The 17,559-nt window shown below is 34.0% G+C and carries 12 protein-coding genes; 11 read left to right on the forward strand and 1 reads right to left on the reverse strand.

Annotated features, from left to right (window positions below; genetic code table 11):
- Positions 1 to 113 precede the first annotated feature (113 nt).
- From KW502_RS09235 to pncA, 11 genes are all read left to right on the forward strand, one after another.
- Positions 114 to 3,206: a SusC/RagA family TonB-linked outer membrane protein gene (locus tag KW502_RS09235; protein WP_219040264.1), complete on the forward strand. Its 3,093-nt coding sequence runs from the start codon at positions 114 to 116 to the stop codon at positions 3,204 to 3,206.
- A gap of 11 nt (positions 3,207 to 3,217) precedes the next feature.
- The gene (locus tag KW502_RS09240) at positions 3,218 to 4,684 is read left to right on the forward strand and encodes a RagB/SusD family nutrient uptake outer membrane protein (RefSeq protein ID WP_219040265.1); all 1,467 of its coding nucleotides are present in this window, start codon (positions 3,218 to 3,220) and stop codon (positions 4,682 to 4,684) included.
- A gap of 95 nt (positions 4,685 to 4,779) precedes the next feature.
- Positions 4,780 to 6,180, forward strand: a complete 1,401-nt coding sequence (locus KW502_RS09245) for a glucoamylase family protein (protein ID WP_219040266.1) — start codon at positions 4,780 to 4,782, stop codon at positions 6,178 to 6,180.
- Positions 6,181 to 6,192: 12 nt separating this feature from the next.
- The gene (locus tag KW502_RS09250) at positions 6,193 to 6,906 is read left to right on the forward strand and encodes a carboxylesterase family protein (protein ID WP_219040267.1); all 714 of its coding nucleotides are present in this window, start codon (positions 6,193 to 6,195) and stop codon (positions 6,904 to 6,906) included.
- The gene (locus tag KW502_RS09255; RefSeq protein ID WP_255554193.1) at positions 6,878 to 8,314 is read left to right on the forward strand and encodes a glucoamylase family protein; all 1,437 of its coding nucleotides are present in this window, start codon (positions 6,878 to 6,880) and stop codon (positions 8,312 to 8,314) included. The genes KW502_RS09250 and KW502_RS09255 overlap by 29 nt, the downstream gene beginning before the upstream one ends.
- Before the next feature lie 59 nt (positions 8,315 to 8,373).
- The gene (bglX, locus tag KW502_RS09260) at positions 8,374 to 10,686 is read left to right on the forward strand and encodes a beta-glucosidase BglX (RefSeq protein WP_219040268.1); all 2,313 of its coding nucleotides are present in this window, start codon (positions 8,374 to 8,376) and stop codon (positions 10,684 to 10,686) included.
- 77 nt (positions 10,687 to 10,763) lie between these two features.
- The gene (locus tag KW502_RS09265) at positions 10,764 to 12,170 is read left to right on the forward strand and encodes a sugar porter family MFS transporter (RefSeq protein WP_219040269.1); all 1,407 of its coding nucleotides are present in this window, start codon (positions 10,764 to 10,766) and stop codon (positions 12,168 to 12,170) included.
- Positions 12,167 to 14,260: a glycoside hydrolase family 97 protein gene (locus KW502_RS09270; RefSeq protein ID WP_219040270.1), complete on the forward strand. Its 2,094-nt coding sequence runs from the start codon at positions 12,167 to 12,169 to the stop codon at positions 14,258 to 14,260. The genes KW502_RS09265 and KW502_RS09270 overlap by 4 nt, the downstream gene beginning before the upstream one ends.
- 350 nt (positions 14,261 to 14,610) lie before the next feature.
- Positions 14,611 to 14,976: a hypothetical protein gene (locus KW502_RS09275; RefSeq protein WP_219040271.1), complete on the forward strand. Its 366-nt coding sequence runs from the start codon at positions 14,611 to 14,613 to the stop codon at positions 14,974 to 14,976.
- 126 nt (positions 14,977 to 15,102) lie between these two features.
- A complete protein-coding gene (locus KW502_RS09280) occupies positions 15,103 to 16,506 on the forward strand; it encodes a nicotinate phosphoribosyltransferase (protein ID WP_219040272.1) in 1,404 nt (467 codons plus the stop codon).
- A 3-nt stretch (positions 16,507 to 16,509) separates the two neighbouring features.
- On the forward strand, positions 16,510 to 17,115 hold the full coding sequence (pncA, locus tag KW502_RS09285; protein WP_219040273.1) for a bifunctional nicotinamidase/pyrazinamidase: 606 nt from the start codon (positions 16,510 to 16,512) through the stop codon (positions 17,113 to 17,115).
- A gap of 52 nt (positions 17,116 to 17,167) precedes the next feature.
- Here pncA and KW502_RS09290 read toward each other — a convergent pair whose 3' ends face one another.
- Positions 17,168 to 17,344: a BF3379 family histone-like protein gene (locus tag KW502_RS09290; protein ID WP_219040274.1), complete on the reverse strand. Its 177-nt coding sequence runs from the start codon at positions 17,342 to 17,344 to the stop codon at positions 17,168 to 17,170.
- Between the last annotated feature and the right edge of the window lie 215 nt (positions 17,345 to 17,559).

Consider the following 17,559-nt stretch of genomic DNA (forward strand, 5'->3'; position numbering starts at 1 on the left):
CCTACTCTTTATAAATTTGACAATTAAACAAGCTTATTTTTAATGTTTCGTTAAATATAAGCTTTAAAATTAGGACATACTTAATCTTAATTCATTTAAATCTATTTATAGAAATGAAAACAAACTTACTAGCACTACTGCTTCTGTTCTCAGGAATACAGTTATTTGCGCAAGAGAAAACGATTTCAGGTACTGTTATTTCTGCAGATGATGGTTTACCATTACCAGGAGCTAATGTGGTTATCAAAAATCAAAGTACTGGAACAACTACAGATTTTGACGGAAATTACGAAATCGAAGTAGCACCAGAAGATGTATTAACTTTTAGTTTTATTGGTTTTCAAACCCAAGAAGTTAAAGTTGGAGGGCAAGAAACCATAGACGTTAATCTAATTGCAGATACAGAGTCGTTGAGCGAAATTGTTTTAATTGGTTATGGAGCTGCAGAAAAACAAGATCTTACAGGAGCGATTAGCAGCGTTAAATCTGATGAAATTTTAAAACAACCTGCATTAACTGCTACTCAAGCAGTACAAGGTAAAGTCGCTGGGGTAAATATTATTAATAGCGATTCTCCAGGATCCACTCCAACTGTAACCATACGTGGTTTAGGGACAGCCTTAGGTGGTAGAAACCCGCTTTATGTGGTAGACGGTGTTCCTGTTACTGATATTAAAAATATTAGTCCTTCCAATATTGAATCTATGGATTTCTTAAAAGATGCATCTTCTGCTTCTATTTACGGGCTAAGAGCTGCCAACGGTGTCGTAATTGTAACGACAAAAAAAGGAAAAAAGGGAAAAGCAAAATTATCTTTCAACAGTTATTATGGAGTAAAAAGTTTGCTTAATAAAGTAGATATGGCAAACGCTAGCCAGTATACTCAGTATTATAATGAAGAAGAAACCGCTATAGGTTCTACTAGTTTATTAGCTCCTAACCAACGCTATAATACAGATTGGCTAGACGAACTTACTCAACTTGGTGCAGTAAGCAATAATGTTTTTACCATAAGTGGTGGTTCTGAAAATGTAGATTACTTTTTTAGCTACGACCATTATGAAGAAGAAGGTTTACTACCTAATCAAAAATATAGAAGATCTGTAATTACTTCTAACAATGCCTTTAAATTATTTGACGATAAATTAAAGGTTACTCAAAACTTATCTATTACGCCTACAAATGAAAATCCTAAACCATTATCTTCATTTAATACCGCTTATAGACAAGCACCTGTAATTCCTGTTTATTATGAAAATGGTCTTTACGGGCAATCTTTCTATAATCAGGCAACAGGAGAAGCTACTTATATGGCTCAAGAAGGTGAAGCTGTAGGAAGGCTAACAGACGCAGGTAATCCAGTAGCTGCTGTTAATTTTGCGAATGAAAAAATTTCTACACTTACGCTTCAAGGTAGTGTAACTGCTGAGTTAGAACTTACAGATCACTTAACCTTTACTTCTAGAATAGGGATGCGTAAATATTATTACAATAAGCGTGCTTTTACTCCTACTAAAAAGAGTTGGATTGCAAATGACCCTACAAGAACAGCTGAAGCATTTGAAAACAACAGAACTCAATTTCCAGACTCACCAGAATGGGCTAGAAATTCCTTAGCATTTGAAAAAGAAGAAACTTTTAAATACAACTGGGACAATTTCATTAACTATAAAAGAAGTTTTGGTCAACATAATTTTGATTTAACACTTGGTGGTTCTAAAGAAGAAACAGGAATTGGAGAAAAAAATACTTCTTCAGCTTACGAAGTACCAGAAGCTGAACAATACTGGAGTATTAAACATGCTGGTGATAGTTACGATAAACAAACTAATCAATACTATTTTACTCAGGTAAATTACATGTCTCAATTTGGTAGATTACAGTATAATTTTGATAGAACATATTATTTAACAGCTACATTAAGAAGAGACGGCACCAGTGTATTTAAGAGTAATAAGGAGTATTTTGATTATTTTCCATCAGTAGGTTTAGGTTGGACGTTAAGCAACGAGTCTTTCTTAGAAAATAGTAACTTTTTAAATTATTTAAAGTTAAGAGGGTCGTATGGTGAACTAGGTAATGCTAAAGTTCCTTTTAACACAACTACTATTCAAACAAACGCTGCAAGCGGAAATCAAAATTATGTATTTGGACCTAATCAAGGTTTAGTTTTTGGAGCATCTATAGGTTCCCCTGCTCAACCTTTAAGCTGGGAGGTTGTACAAGAATGGAGTGCTGGTTTTGATTATGAATTACTAGATAATAGGTTAACTGGTAGCTTTGACTGGTATGACAAAACCACAACGAATACTATTTTAGAAATCCAACCTTTATTAAATTCACCATTTGCAGAAAAATTTTATGATCACGGTGCAAAAGTTGTAAATAAAGGGGTAGAAGTAGGTATTAATTGGTCAGATAATATTAGTGACGATTTCTCCTATAATGTTGGAGTTACTTATAACTACAATAAAAACGAAATTACTCAAGTTAAAAATAACTACGCAGGTCAAACTGGAGGAAGTTTAGATAACGGTCAAATTTCTAAACGCCTAGAAGAAGGACAGCCACTTGGTTCTTGGTGGATGTATGAGGCTGATGGCGTTTGGCAAACACAAGAAGAGATTGACAACAATGCATCTTTAGGAGGTGCTCTTCCTGGTCACCTTAAATATAAAGACCAAAATGAAGACGGTGTAATAGATGAAAGAGATAAGAAATATTTCGGTTCATATATCCCTAAATATAACTTCGGAATTAATATAGCGGTAAATTATAAAAACTTTGATTTTAGTGTTGCTGGTTACGGAGCCGGAGGAAACAAAGTTTATAATGGATTAACAGGAACAAGACTTGGAGGTGAAAACATCCCGGTAGAAGTTTTTGAAAACCGTTGGACAGGAGCAGGTTCTACAAACGCTAACCCTGGAGCCAATAAAGATGCTTATGCGTCAAGCCATTATTTAGAAGATGGTGATTATTTCAGAATAAACAACATCACATTTGGTTATACTTTACCAGAAATTAAAATGGTGTCTAAAGCTCGAGTGTATGTTTCTGCACAAAATGCTTTCATCTTTACCAAATACTCAGGATTTACTCCAGAATTAAATTCAGACGGAAATCCTTATGGTACCACAGGAATTGAACTTTCTGCTTATCCAAATACAAGTACATTCTTAATGGGATTAAACTTAGAATTTTAAAAAATTAGAAAATGAAATTATTTACTAAAATAACAATCAGTTTAGTAGCTACGCTTGCTTTAGTTAGTTGCAGTGAAGACTTTTTAGACGTAGATTCTAGAGAAAATATAGAAGCTATAGATAGTAATGAAAATATTACTCCAGAGCAATTTTTAAACGGTATTTACGGGATGTATACAGACTATGCTTATGCATTTTCTTGGCTTGGTATTACAGAAATTATCTCCGACAATGCAGATAAAGGTAGTTCTCCTACAGATAACGGAGCCGATAAAAATTTACTCGATAACTTAACTTTTACCAGTACTGCAACTTCAGTTAGAGAAATGTGGACGCAATGGTACAAAACTATAGGAAGAGCTAGTTATTCCATAGCTTTTACAGAGACTTACGGATTACAAGATGAAGAATACAAAGACAGACTTGTAGGGGAAGCTAAATTTTTAAGAGCCCTTACTTATTTTTATTTAGTAAGATCTTTTGGTGATGTAACCATACAAGGAGATATTACAATAGAAAATAAAGAAGCCATACTAGATCCTGAATCAAATTTATCTAGCCGTAATTCTAAAGAAGAAGTGTATGCTTATATCGAACAAGATTTATTAGCCGCTATTGAAGTTTTACCTACAAAAAGTGAATATGCTTCTAAAGATTTAGGTAGAGCTACAAAAGGGGCTGCTCAAGCCCTCTTAGCTAAAGTTTATTTATACCAACAAGATTATAATCAAGCATTAGAATATGCTAATCTAGTTATTAATTCAGGTCAATATGGACTAGAAGCTAACTACGAAGATATTTGGAGAGAATATACAGAGAATGGTACAGAATCTATTTTTGAAATTCAAGCAAGAGGTGAAGTTATTGCGCATGGAGTGCAACAATATTCACAAGTTCAAGGAGCAAGAGGCCCTAGTGGTTGGGGATGGGGGTTTAACACACCTACAGAAAACCTAGTGGCTGCTTTTGATGCTGAAGGAGACGAAATTAGAAAAGATGCTACCATTATTTTTGCAGGCGAAACTCTTTGGGACGGTCGTGAAGTAAGTCCTTCTGTAGAAAACCCAAGATATAATGAAAAAGCCTACTCTAGCGCAAACTCAGGAGCCGCAGACGGAGACAAAAATATTCGAGTAATTAGATATGCCGAAGTTTTGCTTATTAAAGCTGAAGCTGCTAACGAATTAGGGCAAACCTCAGAAGCTCTTTCCGCACTAAACCAAGTTAGACAAAGAGTAGAACTTGATGATGTTGTCGGTTTGGGGCAAATAGAATTAAGACAAAAAATCTGGAATGAAAGAAGATTAGAACTTGCTTTTGAACACGATCGTTGGTTCGATTTAATTAGAACAGGTCAAGCTGAACAAGCCATGCAAGCCAACGGAAAAACTTATGTTAACGGTAAACATGAATTATTCCCAATTCCAGAAAATCAACTTATTCAAACTCCACAAATGACTCAAAACCCAGGTTGGTAAGGTTTTATAATTTGAGATGAATTAGCAAACTATACAGCGTAATTAAACGCTGTATAGTTCATCTTATAAACATTCACAGACTAAAAAACTTTCTCATGTTCAATAAAAATCAACACTACTTTTCTTTAGCTATGCTACTCATACTGAGTTTTTGCTTATACTGCTGTAGTGATGATAACAGTGTTAATACAGAAAGTGAACCTATTACTCAAGACCCCACAGAGAATGAAGAGGAACCAGAAATAGAGCCATTAAGTGATGAAGAACTATTAAACACGGTTCAACGCCAAACCTTAAAGTATTTTTGGGATTTTGCAGAACCTAGCTCACAAATGGCTAGAGAGAGATACCACCCTAATCAAACAAACAATTCAATAGTTACTACAGGAGGCTCAGGCTTTGGTTTAATGGCAATTATTGTAGGTATAGAAAGAGGTTTTATCACTAAAACTGAAGCTTTGCAACGATTAAATAATATAGCAAATTTTCTTGAAAATGCAGATCGATTTCACGGGGCTTGGCCACATTGGTTAAATGGCCAATCAGGAAACGTAGAGCCATTTAGCAATACAGACAATGGCGGTGATTTAGTAGAAACTTCATTTTTAGCTCAAGGAATAATTGTGGTAAGAGAATACCTTAAAAATGGTACTTCAGAAGAGCAAATTATCGCAGAAAAATTTAATCAACTTTGGCAAGGTATAGATTGGCAATGGTACACCAATAATCAAAATGTATTGTATTGGCATTGGTCTCCCAACTATGAATGGCAAATGAATATGCCATTAGAAGGCTATAATGAATGTTTAATTACTTACGTCTTAGCAGCTTCTTCACCAGACCATGCTATCGATTCTCAAGTATATCACCAAGGCTGGGCAAGAAATGGAAATATCACTACTATAAATTTAGCCTATGGTTTTCCATTAATAGTAAAACACAACGGCAACGAACAATATGGTGGTCCACTATTTTGGGCTCACTATTCTTATTTAGGTTTAGATCCAAGAAACTTATCAGATCAATATGCTAACTATTGGCAACTAAATCAAAATCACACTTTAATTAATTATAATTATTGCGTTGAAAATCCAAATAATTACTCTGGTTATGGAGAAAATTTTTGGGGACTAACCGCTAGTTATACCAGAAATCAAGACGGTTCTGTTGGTTATACAGCACATTCCCCTGCTAACGACACGGGCGTAATTTCTCCCACAGCAGCAGTAAGTTCTATTGTTTACACCCCAGAAGAATCTTTAGCGATGATGCATAATTTATATGAAAAACATCACGAATTAAGTTGGGGTTCAGCAGGATTTTATGATGCGATCAGCTTAACAGGCAATGATTGGGCAGCCAAACAATATTTAGCTATCGATCAAGGCCCAATGATTGTGATGATTGAAAATTACAGAACCGGACTTATTTGGGATTTGTTTATGCAAGCTCCAGAAATACAAAACGGATTAGATAATTTAAATTTCAACTATTAAAAAAATATAGCTATGAAGAAATTAACATTTATAGTACTTCTATTTTGCTTTACAATTAATGCTTCTTTTGGACAAATTGAAAAGAAAAATTTTAAACAAAAAGTAGAATTAGAAACAGAACTAGGTTATTTACTTTACACTCCAAAAGGTTATCATACGACAAAAAAAGACTATCCACTAATTGTTTTTCTTCACGGGGCAGGTGAAAGAGGTACAGACTTAGATAAGGTAAAAGTAAATGGTCCATTTAATTACCTAGAAAAAGGTAATAAAATAGATGCTGTGATTTTAGCTCCGCAATGTCCTGCCGAAACCTATTGGCAACCTCATCAAGTTGCAGGTTTAGTAAAATCTATTATCAAAAAATATAATATAGATGAGTCTAGAGTCTACTTAACCGGTTTAAGTATGGGCGGTTATGGCACGTGGGCTGTAGGAGGTGAATATCCAGAACTTTTTGCAGCGATGGCACCTGTTTGTGGAGCAATTTATAGACCTATTTATAGAAATGCGCAACACCTAAAAAATATGCCCATTTGGATTTTTCACGGAGCTTTAGATGATGTAGTATTACCTGAAAATAGTAACAATATGGTCATGGCGTTACATAAAGCCGGAAACAAAAATGTAAAATACACCGTTTATCCTTTTGCCAACCATAACAGTTGGTCAGAAACATACAACAACCCAAAACTTTATGAGTGGCTACTCAACCAAAAACAGTAAAACCGCTATGAAAAAATTACCGCTACATCTATTAGTTGCATTTACACTTTTGTCTTTTTTTGCTTGCAAAGAAAATTCAAATAAAAAAACTAATCATGCTGTAAAAGAAACATCACAATCAGCAATAGACAGTACACAATTAAGTGATGATGCACTTTTAGAACTCGTACAAAAACAAACGCTAAAATATTTTTGGGATTATGCAGAGCCTAATTCCGGTTTAGCGAGAGAACGGTTTCATCCCGATGGAAAATACCCTAAGAACGATCCCAAAATTGTCACTACTGGAGGTTCTGGTTTTGGTCTAATGGGAATTGTTGTAGGTATAGAGAGAAACTTTATTAATAGAAAAGAAGCGGTGTTGCGTTTAGAAAAAATCGCTGATTTTTTAGCAAATACTCCTCGTTATCATGGGGCTTGGCCACATTGGATTAATGGAGAAACAGGAAACACCAAAAACTTTGGTTCTGACAGCACAGATAATGGCGGTGATATTGTAGAAACATCTTTCTTAGCTCAAGGTTTTATCGTAGTGAGAGAATACCTTAAAAACGGTAATGAAAAAGAAAAAGCTGTGGCTGAAAAATTTAATAAGCTATGGAACGGCATTGAATGGAATTGGTATACTAATCACAAAAACGGAATCTTTTGGCATTGGTCTCCTAATTATAAGTTTGAAAAGAACTTTATGATCGAAGGTTATAATGAATGTTTAATAACCTATGTTTTAGCTGCATCTTCTCCAGAACACAGTATTCAATCAGAAGTATATCATCAAGGTTGGGCTCGTAACGGAAATATCATTACCAATAAAAAAGCGTATGGCATTCCATTAATTTTAAAGCACAATACTGTAGGAGGTAAGGGCGGACCATTGTTCTGGGCACACTATTCTTTTTTAGGGTTAAATCCAAAAGGCTTAAAAGATAAATATGCTAATTATTGGAATTTAAATGTAAATCACTCTAGAATAAATTACGAATACTGTCAAGAAAATCCGAATAACTATAAAACTTACGCTAAAAATTCTTGGGGATTAACCGCGAGTTATACTAAAAATAAAGATGGTTCTACAGGATACACAGCACACTCTCCAGACGATGATCACGGAGTCGTTTCGCCCACAGCTGCTGTGAGTTCACTCCCTTACACTCCTAAAGAATCTATGCGCGCCATTCGTCATTTTTATACAGATTTAAATGAACTTACCTGGGGGCCGGCTGGTTTTTACGATGCATTTAGTCTAGAAAACGGCAAATGGGCAGCTAAAAAATATTTAGCCATCGATCAAGGTCCTATGATTGTTATGATTGAAAATTACAGAACAGGATTAATTTGGAACTTATTCATGCAAGCACCAGAAGTTCAACAAGGCTTAGATAAACTAGGGTTTACCTATTCAAAATAAAACAGAAAATTTAAAATTTAACTTCAACATATATACACCCACATAAAAAACCAACAACCATGATTAAAAAAACAATTGCAGCGGTTTCGTTGAGTATTTTAAGTTTTACACTTAATGCACAACAAAAGGAAAAAACTTATACTGGTCCTAAGTTAAACAAAACTGAAATGAACAAAACAGTGAGTTCTCTCTTAGATAAAATGACTATAGAAGAAAAAATTGGTCAGCTTAACTTACTTAATCCAGGAGGTGGGGTTGCTACAGGTGCTGTAGTTAGCGATAATGTTCAGCAAAAAATTAAAGACGGGAATGTAGGAGGACTTTTTGGAGTCTCTGGTCCCGAAAAGATTAGAATTGCTCAAGAATATGCAGTGAATGATACTAGATTAGGTATACCTTTACTCATAGGTTCAGACGTAATTCATGGGTACAAAACCACTTTTCCTATTCCTTTAGGTACTGCAGCAAGTTGGAATATGGAACTCATCAAACAAAGTGCACAAGTTGCCGCTACAGAAGCCACTGCAGATGGTATTAACTGGAATTTTTCTCCTATGGTAGATGTTTCTCGTGACCCTCGTTGGGGCCGTGTAGCAGAAGGAGCTGGTGAAGATGCTTATTTAGGTTCTCAAATTGCTCGGGCGATGATAGAAGGTTACCAAGGTGATGACCTTACCAAAACAAATACAATGATCGCTACGGTAAAGCACTTCGCTTTATATGGTGCTCCAGAAGCAGGAAGAGATTACAATAGTGTAGATATGAGTCGAGTAAAAATGTTTAACCAATATTTACCTCCCTATAAGGCAGCAATAGATGCAGGAGTAGCGAGTGTGATGACCTCTTTTAACGATGTAGATGGTGTACCAGCAACAGGAAACAAATGGCTATTAACAGATTTACTAAGAGAACGTTGGAAGTTTGATGGCTTTGTTGTTTCAGATTATACTTCTGTAAATGAAATGATTGCTCATGGTATGGGAGATTTACAAGATGTTTCTGCCCTAGCCTTAAAAGCAGGACTAGATATGGATATGGTGGGTGAAGGTTTTGTAACTACTTTAAAAAAATCTTTAGAAGAAGGAAGAGTAACCGAAGAAGAAATTACTACTGCTGCCAAAAGAATTTTAGAAGCAAAATACAAATTAGGTTTATTTGAAGATCCTTATAAATACTTGGACAAAAAAAGAGTTAAGAAAGATATACTCACCAAGAAGCATAGAGCATTAGCTAGAGAAGTTGCTGCAAATTCATTTGTATTGTTAAAAAAAGATCAGCAAGTACTTCCTATAGATAAAAAAGCAAAAGTTGCTTTAATAGGACCTTTAGCGAATGATAAAAACAACATGCCAGGGACTTGGTCGCCTACAGGAGATTTTGATAATGCCATTCCCGTATTAGAAGGGTTAAAAAATGTAGCTCCAAAAGCAAAAATCACATATGCTAAAGGAGCCAACATTACTAACGATAAGCAAATGGCTGAAAACGTAAATGTTTTTGGACCTAAAATTGTAATTAGCGAAAAATCTCCAGAAGAACTTTTAGCTGAAGCTTTAAAAGTAGCACAAGAGGCAGATGTAATTGTAGCTGTAGTTGGAGAAGCCTCAGAAATGAGCGGAGAAGCCGCAAGTAGAACTAATCTATTAATTCCTGAAAGTCAAAAAAAACTAATTCGTGAATTGGCTAAAACTGGTAAACCAATGGTGTTGGTGTTAATGAGCGGTCGTCCTCTAAATATTTCAGAAGAGGCACAATTACCAGTAGATATACTTCAAGTTTGGCATCCTGGTGTCGAAGCTGGAAATGCAATTGGAGATGTAATTTTCGGAGATTACAATCCTTCAGGGAAACTTACCGCTTCTTGGCCTAGAAATGTAGGGCAAGTTCCTGTTTATTATTCAATGAAAACAACCGGTAGACCAGGTACTCAAGATGGATTTGAAAAATTTAAATCTAAATACATAGATGTAGATAATTCACCTCTTTTCCCTTTTGGTTACGGATTAAGTTATACAGATTTTGAATATACAAACATGCAACTTTCTTCAAAAGAAATGAACATGAACGGTTCTATCACGGTAACTACTACCATTAAAAACACAGGTGATTATGACGGCGAAGAAGTAGTTCAGCTTTACATTCACGATAAAGTGAGAAGTATTACGCCTCCACAAAAACAATTAATTGGTTTTCAGAAAATTGAAATAAAGAAAGGGAAATCAAAAACCGTTACTTTTACTATTTCAGCAGAAGATTTAAAATTCTACAACAGCAGCTTAGATTTTATAGCTGAACCTGGAGAATTTGAAGTTTTTATTGGTACAAGCTCTAGCGATAATAACCAAATGAAGACCTTTATATTAAAAGAATAATCACTTATTGTTTTTGTTGAAAAAGGTTTTTAAAAGTTAGCGTTATTAAATTGTATTTTATTATTTAAACATATATAATGAGTAAGAAATTAATTTTACCTATCATCATTTCTACATTGGGTGGCTTCCTTTTTGGGTATGACACAGGAGTGATTAACGGAGCACAACTCTATTTTAAAACCTATTTTGATTTCTCTACAGCACAACAAGGCTGGGCAGTTGGTTCGGCCTTAATTGGCTGTATATTCGGAGGGCTTGGAGCAGGTGTTTTAGCAGAAGCCATTGGAAGGAAAAAATCTTTGCTCATCGCTGCTTTTCTCTTTTCTATCTCTGCAATTGGAAGCGCTTTATCGCAAGATTTATTAAGTCTTTCTATTTTTAGAATTTTAGGAGGTGTGGGTATTGGTTTAGCATCTTTACTGTCTCCTATGTATATATCTGAAGTTTCTCCTAAAGAGAAAAGAGGAGCTATGGTTTCCTTAAATCAAATGGCCATTGTTACTGGTTTTTTAATTGTATTCTTTACCAACTATTGGGTAGGTAACCATTTATCGGCATTAATGATTACTGGAGAAATATCTACAGAATCGCTTAGCCAATGGAATATTAATGAAGGCTGGCGGTATATGTTTGGCTTAGAAATTATTCCTGCAGTGTTGTTTTTTCTATTACTCTTTTTTGTACCAGAATCGCCACGTTGGTTTGTAATTAAGCAAAAATACGAAAAAGCTGCTATAGCCTTACAAAAATTAGGTTATAGCGAGCAAGTAGCACAAGATAAGGTGAAAGAGATTGAAGGCTCTTTAGAAGCAAAAGTAAGTAGCAATTGGGGGGCATTTAAAGGTTTAGGTTTTGCGGTTTTTGTAGGAGTTATGCTGTCTATATTTCAGCAACTAACAGGTATAAATGCTATTTTATATTACGGTTCATCTATATTTAAAGCTTTAGGCAATTCAGCAGAAAGTGCCATTTTTCAAAATATTCTAATCGCTGTAGTTAATTTCACCTTTACCATTATCGCCATTTTTACGGTAGATAAATGGGGAAGAAAACCTTTACTTATTTTAGGTGGTTTTATTATGGCTACGGCATTAGCTATGCTTACTTACGATATTTATACACAGCAATTTAGTTTGTTGGCAGTAGTTGGTATTTTACTTTTTACAGCAGGTTTTGCAATGACATGGGGACCTGTTACTTGGGTGTTGCTTTCAGAAATTTTTCCTGATAGAATAAGAGGTATCGCGATGGGAATTGCTGTAGCTTCACAATGGCTATTTAATTACTTGGTGTCGCAAACTTTTCCTATGATGATGGATAAAGATAGTCTTGTTTTTGAAATGAGTAATGGTACATTCCCGTATTGGATTTATGGGGTAAGTTGTATTATCATGTCTTTATTTGTCTGGAAATTTGTGCCTGAAACTAAAGGTAGAGACTTAAAAGATGTTCGTCAACTTTGGATTAAAAAAAATAACTCATGAAAAAAATATTCAGCTTAATTAGTATCGCTTTACTCTTGGTAAATTGTACTAAAAAAGAGAACACAATAGATAAAAATCAGGCTTCAATAACATCTCCTAACGGTGAGATTAAAGTATTTTTTCAATTAGATCAAAAAGGAAGTCCGTTTTATAGAGTTCAAAAAAATAATAAGGTAGTTATTGATACTTCTTATTTGGGATTGAAGTTTAAAAACCAATCTGATTTAAATAAAAACTTTAAAATTTCTACTATTGAAAAAACTGAAGTAGATCAAACTTGGGAACAGCCTTGGGGTGAAGAGCGTAAAATACAAGATCACCACAAACAACTTCAACTTCAATTACAAGAAACTTCTAAGACTGCACGAAAACTAAACATTACTTTTAAAGTTTTTAATGATGGAGTTGGTTTTAGGTATCACATTCCAGAACAAGAAAACCTAAAAGGTGAACTCGTCATTACAGATGAAATTACGCAATTTAGGTTAACTAACGACCACAAATCTTGGTGGATTCCTGCAGATTACGATAGTTATGAGTATAATTATTCTGAAACTAAACTTTCTGAAATTGATGCACAAAAGGCTGGATATGCGCAACGCCACGATAGAAACATTACCAATTTTCATGCAGTAAATACGCCTATTACCATGCAAACTGAAGAAGGCTTGATGATAAGCATTCACGAAGCAAACCTTACTGATTATGCAGGCATGACCTTAGGATTAACAGAAAATAACACCCTAAATGCAGAGTTGGTTCCTTGGGAAAATGGCGATAAAGTAAGAACTAAGGCTCCATTCTCTTCTCCTTGGCGAAGTGTTATGATAAATGAGGAGGCCAAAGACTTAATCACCAATTACCTTATTCTAAACCTTAATGAGCCTAATAAATTAGAAGGTTCTTTGGCTTATGCTCAACCTATGAAATATACCGGAATTTGGTGGGAAATGCACTTAGGCAAAAGTACTTGGGGCAGAAAAGATGATCAAGGAAACTACACCACTCATGGTGCTACTACGGAGAATGCAATGAAATACATCAATTTCAATAAAAAGCACAAGATAAAAGGTTTATTAATTGAAGGTTGGAATACCGGTTGGGAATACTGGGGTGCTCAAGACACTATTGGTTTTTTTGATTTTGTAACTCCTTACGACGATTTTGATATTAATAAAGTAGTCGCTGCTGCAAAAGAAAATAATATAGAAATTATTGGTCATCATGAAACCTCCGGAGACGCCAATAATTATGAAAACCGAATGGAAAAAGCTTTTCAGTTTTATGAAGACTTAGGCATTCATGCTATAAAAACTGGTTATGCAGGCGGTATTGTACCTAAAGGTGAATTTCATCACGGGCAATATATGGTGCGTCACCATCAAAAAGTAATTGAAACCGCTGCAAAACACCAGTTAGCAATTAACGCACATGAACCTATAAAAGCAACAGGTTTACGAAGAACATATCCTAATTTTATGACGCGTGAAGGTGTACGTGGTATGGAATTTAACGGTTGGTCTCATGAAAACCCTCCTTCTCATACCGCAATTTTACCATTTACTAGAATTTTAGGCGGACCGGTAGATTATACACCTGGAATATTTCAGATTAATTTAGCCGAATATCGTAAAGGTCAAGCTATACAATCTACGTTAGCTAACCAATTAGCATTATACGTGGTTTTATATAGCCCAATGCAAATGGCAGCAGATTTACCAGAAAATTATGCAAAATATAAAGATGCATTTCAGTTTATTGAAGCCGTAGGTGTAGACTGGGAAACTACAAAAGTAATCGATGCAAAAATTGGTGATTATGTTAGCATTGCAAGAAAACAAAGAGATAGTGATAATTGGTTTGTTGGAAGTGTGACCGATGAGAATGCGAGAGAATTAAAAATTCCATTTAGTTTCTTAGATAAAAATTCTACTTACAAAGCCACGATTTATAAAGACGCTAAAAATGCCGATTTTGAAAAAAATCCTTCAGCTTATAAAATAGAAGAGGTTGAAATAAACTCAACTACGGTTTATCAAGCAAAATTAGCTGCCGGTGGTGGTGTAGCGATTGCTATTCAAAAAATATAGATTTACCCCCAAACCTGTTTGCCAACTAGAAGTTAATTTTTCAATTAAAATTATTCTTTTAGTTGGCTTTTTTTATTTATAAATAAGTATTCATTCTTAGGCTACGTGAACTTATTCAGATGAATAAATTGCATCAAAAAATGCAATCTTTTTAATTTCAGAATATTATAATTCCTTTTAATTAAAAAGAGCTAGAGGCAATATTTATTAAAATGAAATTATTCAATTTTAAACAAGCTATTTTTCTAAATTAATAAAAGTTTAATCTTTATCGTTAAAAGTAACCGAAAACGTTTTCGGTTATTATTATTCTTTCTAATTTTAAATTATCAATTTTAAACCAGAAGACAATGACGGCGTATTTAACAGAACATGAGATTAAAACAAAGTTAAAAACATTAGTAAAACAATACTTAGATAATTGTAGAAGTTGCGATCAGCTTTCAGAAGAATTTATTGAATTAATTAGATATACTTTAAAGGCTAAATATGCAAACTATAATAAAGAAACCAGAACTATTCAAATTGGTATAAAACAAGAGAATGAAAATTCTTTTTATAACGATATTAAGACCTTCTCTTATTCATTAGAAGAAGCAGAAAAAGAATTGGGTAAAAATTTTAATGCTTATCAAGGTAAACAGTTAACATATTTTGGTAAGTTTTTAAATGGGCAACAACATGATATCAATTCAGAAGTAAGAGTAATTAGGTAATTAATTTTATATAACTAAAAACCTCTATTTAAATATTTTGTAATAGAGGTTTTTTTAATTTAACTTTAGCATAGGTACTACCAAAAAGCTATTCAACATTATTTATTTTTGCAGTAAATAATTCCTATGTTTAATTTCACACTTACCTATACAGACCTTTATCAATTGAGCATGGCTCAAGTTTATTTTTTAAAGGGTAAAGCCGACGAAGAAGCCGTTTTTGATTATTACTTTCGTAAAATTCCTTATCAGGGAGGTTTCGCTATTTTTGCAGGTTTAAATAATTTTCTTGAAATTCTAGAAAATTTATCATTCAGTCAAAAAGATATTGATTATTTAAAATCTCAAGATTTCAATGAGTCTTTCTTAGCTTATTTAAAAGATTTTAAATTTAAAGGAACTATTAGAGCATGTCAAGAAGGCGAAGTCATTTTTGCCACAGCTCCTATTCTACAGGTTGAAGCTACTATTGTTGAAGCACAGCTTATAGAAACCATTTTGCTAAATTTATTAAACTTTCAAACTCTAATTGCGACAAAAGCTAGCCGAATTAAACTCATTGCTAAAGAAAAAACCTTATTAGATTTTGGTCTTAGACGTGCGCAAGGAACAGGCGGGTATTATGCAAGTAAAGCAGCTATTATTGGTGGTTTTAATGGTACCAGTAATGTAATTGTGGGTAGAGATTTCAATGTTCCTATATCAGGAACAATGGCGCATTCTTTTATTCAAAGCTATGATAATGAATTAGAAGCTTTTCGAGATTTTGCTGAAAAACGTCCTAAAAATTGTGTGCTACTCGTAGATACTTATAACACCTTAAAAAGTGGAGTGCCTAATGCCATTAAAGTTGCCAAAGAAATGGAAGCAAAAGGGCAGCGGTTATTGGCGATAAGGTTAGATAGTGGAGATTTAGCTTATTTTGCACGAGAAAGCAGAAAACTACTAGACGACGCTGGTTTAGATTATATTAAAATTGCAGCATCTAATCAATTAGATGAATTTGTAATTAAAAGCTTACAAGAGCAAAATGCACCCATAGATATTTATGGTGTGGGTACTAATCTAGTGATAGGTAAACCAGATGCAGCATTAGATGGCGTCTATAAATTAGTTTTTTCTAACGGAAAACCAAGAATTAAAATTTCTGAAAGTTTAGCAAAAACTACCATTCCGCATCGTAAACAAGTGTGGAGAACTTTTGATGAGCATGGAAATTTTAATGGAGCTGATGTAATTTCTCTATCTGATGAAAAAGAGATAAAGAAAATGAATCACCCTTTTGAACCTTATAAATCACTAATTATAGGCAAATTTCATCAAGAAGCCTTATTAAAACCTGTAATGGAAAATGGAATGAAACTAAAACCAACACCATCGCTTTCAGAAATTGCTCAATTCAGTAAAGAACGACTTGCTTTATTACCCTTAGAATATAAGCGCTTTTACAATCCGCATATTTACAAAATAGGAATGAGTGACGCTTTAAAAGAAGCACGTGAGCAACTTATTAATTCACATAAAAATTAAACAATGAAGGTTTTAGTGATCGTAGACGCACAAAATGATTTTATGCCTGGAGGCGCTTTAGCGGTTCCTGAGGGTGATAAAATTATTCCGGTAATCAATAAAATAATTCCTGAATTTGATTTGGTAATTGCCACCCAAGATTGGCATCCCGAGCATCATATTAGTTTTGCGAATAATCATTTAGGTAAAAAAGCCTTTGATACCATAAAATTTGGTGAAATTAAACAAACGCTTTGGCCTGCACATTGTATTCAAAATACACTAGGAGCAGATTTTCACAAAGAACTTAATACCCAAAATATCGAAGCTATATTTAGAAAAGGGACCAGTCCTAAAATAGACAGTTATAGTGGCTTTTATGACAATGCACATTTAAAATCTACCGGACTCGCTGGTTATCTTAAAGAGAAAGAAGCTAAAGAGCTTTACTTTTGCGGTCTCGCAGCAGATATTTGCGTGAGCTTTACGGTAAAAGACGCACTTAAATTAGGCTTTACTTCTTATTTAATTGAAGATGCTTCTCGCGCACTTCAAGCTGAAGAATTTACTGCTGTTAAAAAAGAAATTGAATATATGGGAGGGAAAATAGTTCAATCTGAAGATGTATAATATTCAAAAAGTATTAAAATAAAAAGCCCCTCTAATTGAGGGGCTTTTCTGTTTATTTCTTAGACTCAGCGATAGAAACCTTACGGAATTCTTTTAAAAGCTTCTCTAAGGCTAAAGATGACTTTCTAGCTCTTGTTCCTGCTGCTTTGTTACCGCTTTCTAATTGTGCTTGTGCATCACTCTCAAAAGAAGTGTACTCCTTCTGAATGTTTTCAATAAGTTCTTTCATAAAAATTAATTTAAATATTTAAAAAAAGCGAAAATAGAAGTATTTTTTAAAAAAACTGTATTCCTTGTGAAGAATTCTACGTTTTAAAGGATCAATCTCAAAAGTTGGGTCTAAATTGAAAAATAACTTTCTTTGCGTTTTAAATTCCATTGATGAATAAAAGCACTGAGTTTTCCTTGTTAAGTTTAATATTACCAGAAGGAATATTAGAGTAT

This window comes from Mesonia aestuariivivens, assembly GCF_019311235.1.
GTDB classification, from domain to species: Bacteria; Bacteroidota; Bacteroidia; order Flavobacteriales; family Flavobacteriaceae; genus Mesonia; species Mesonia aestuariivivens.

What these genes read in the sequence shown, in the direction of transcription:
- KW502_RS09235 (WP_219040264.1), top strand. Translation starts at nt 114, where the DNA reads ATGAAAACAAACTTACTAGCACTACTGCTTCTGTTCTCAGGAATACAG.
- KW502_RS09240 (WP_219040265.1), top strand. Translation starts at nt 3,218, where the DNA reads ATGAAATTATTTACTAAAATAACAATCAGTTTAGTAGCTACGCTTGCT.
- KW502_RS09245 (WP_219040266.1), top strand. Translation starts at nt 4,780, where the DNA reads ATGTTCAATAAAAATCAACACTACTTTTCTTTAGCTATGCTACTCATA.
- KW502_RS09250 (WP_219040267.1), top strand. Translation starts at nt 6,193, where the DNA reads ATGAAGAAATTAACATTTATAGTACTTCTATTTTGCTTTACAATTAAT.
- KW502_RS09255 (WP_255554193.1), top strand. Translation starts at nt 6,878, where the DNA reads ATGAGTGGCTACTCAACCAAAAACAGTAAAACCGCTATGAAAAAATTA.
- bglX (WP_219040268.1), top strand. Translation starts at nt 8,374, where the DNA reads ATGATTAAAAAAACAATTGCAGCGGTTTCGTTGAGTATTTTAAGTTTT.
- KW502_RS09265 (WP_219040269.1), top strand. Translation starts at nt 10,764, where the DNA reads ATGAGTAAGAAATTAATTTTACCTATCATCATTTCTACATTGGGTGGC.
- KW502_RS09270 (WP_219040270.1), top strand. Translation starts at nt 12,167, where the DNA reads ATGAAAAAAATATTCAGCTTAATTAGTATCGCTTTACTCTTGGTAAAT.
- KW502_RS09275 (WP_219040271.1), top strand. Translation starts at nt 14,611, where the DNA reads ATGACGGCGTATTTAACAGAACATGAGATTAAAACAAAGTTAAAAACA.
- KW502_RS09280 (WP_219040272.1), top strand. Translation starts at nt 15,103, where the DNA reads ATGTTTAATTTCACACTTACCTATACAGACCTTTATCAATTGAGCATG.
- pncA (WP_219040273.1), top strand. Translation starts at nt 16,510, where the DNA reads ATGAAGGTTTTAGTGATCGTAGACGCACAAAATGATTTTATGCCTGGA.
- KW502_RS09290 (WP_219040274.1), bottom strand. Translation starts at nt 17,344, where the DNA reads ATGAAAGAACTTATTGAAAACATTCAGAAGGAGTACACTTCTTTTGAG.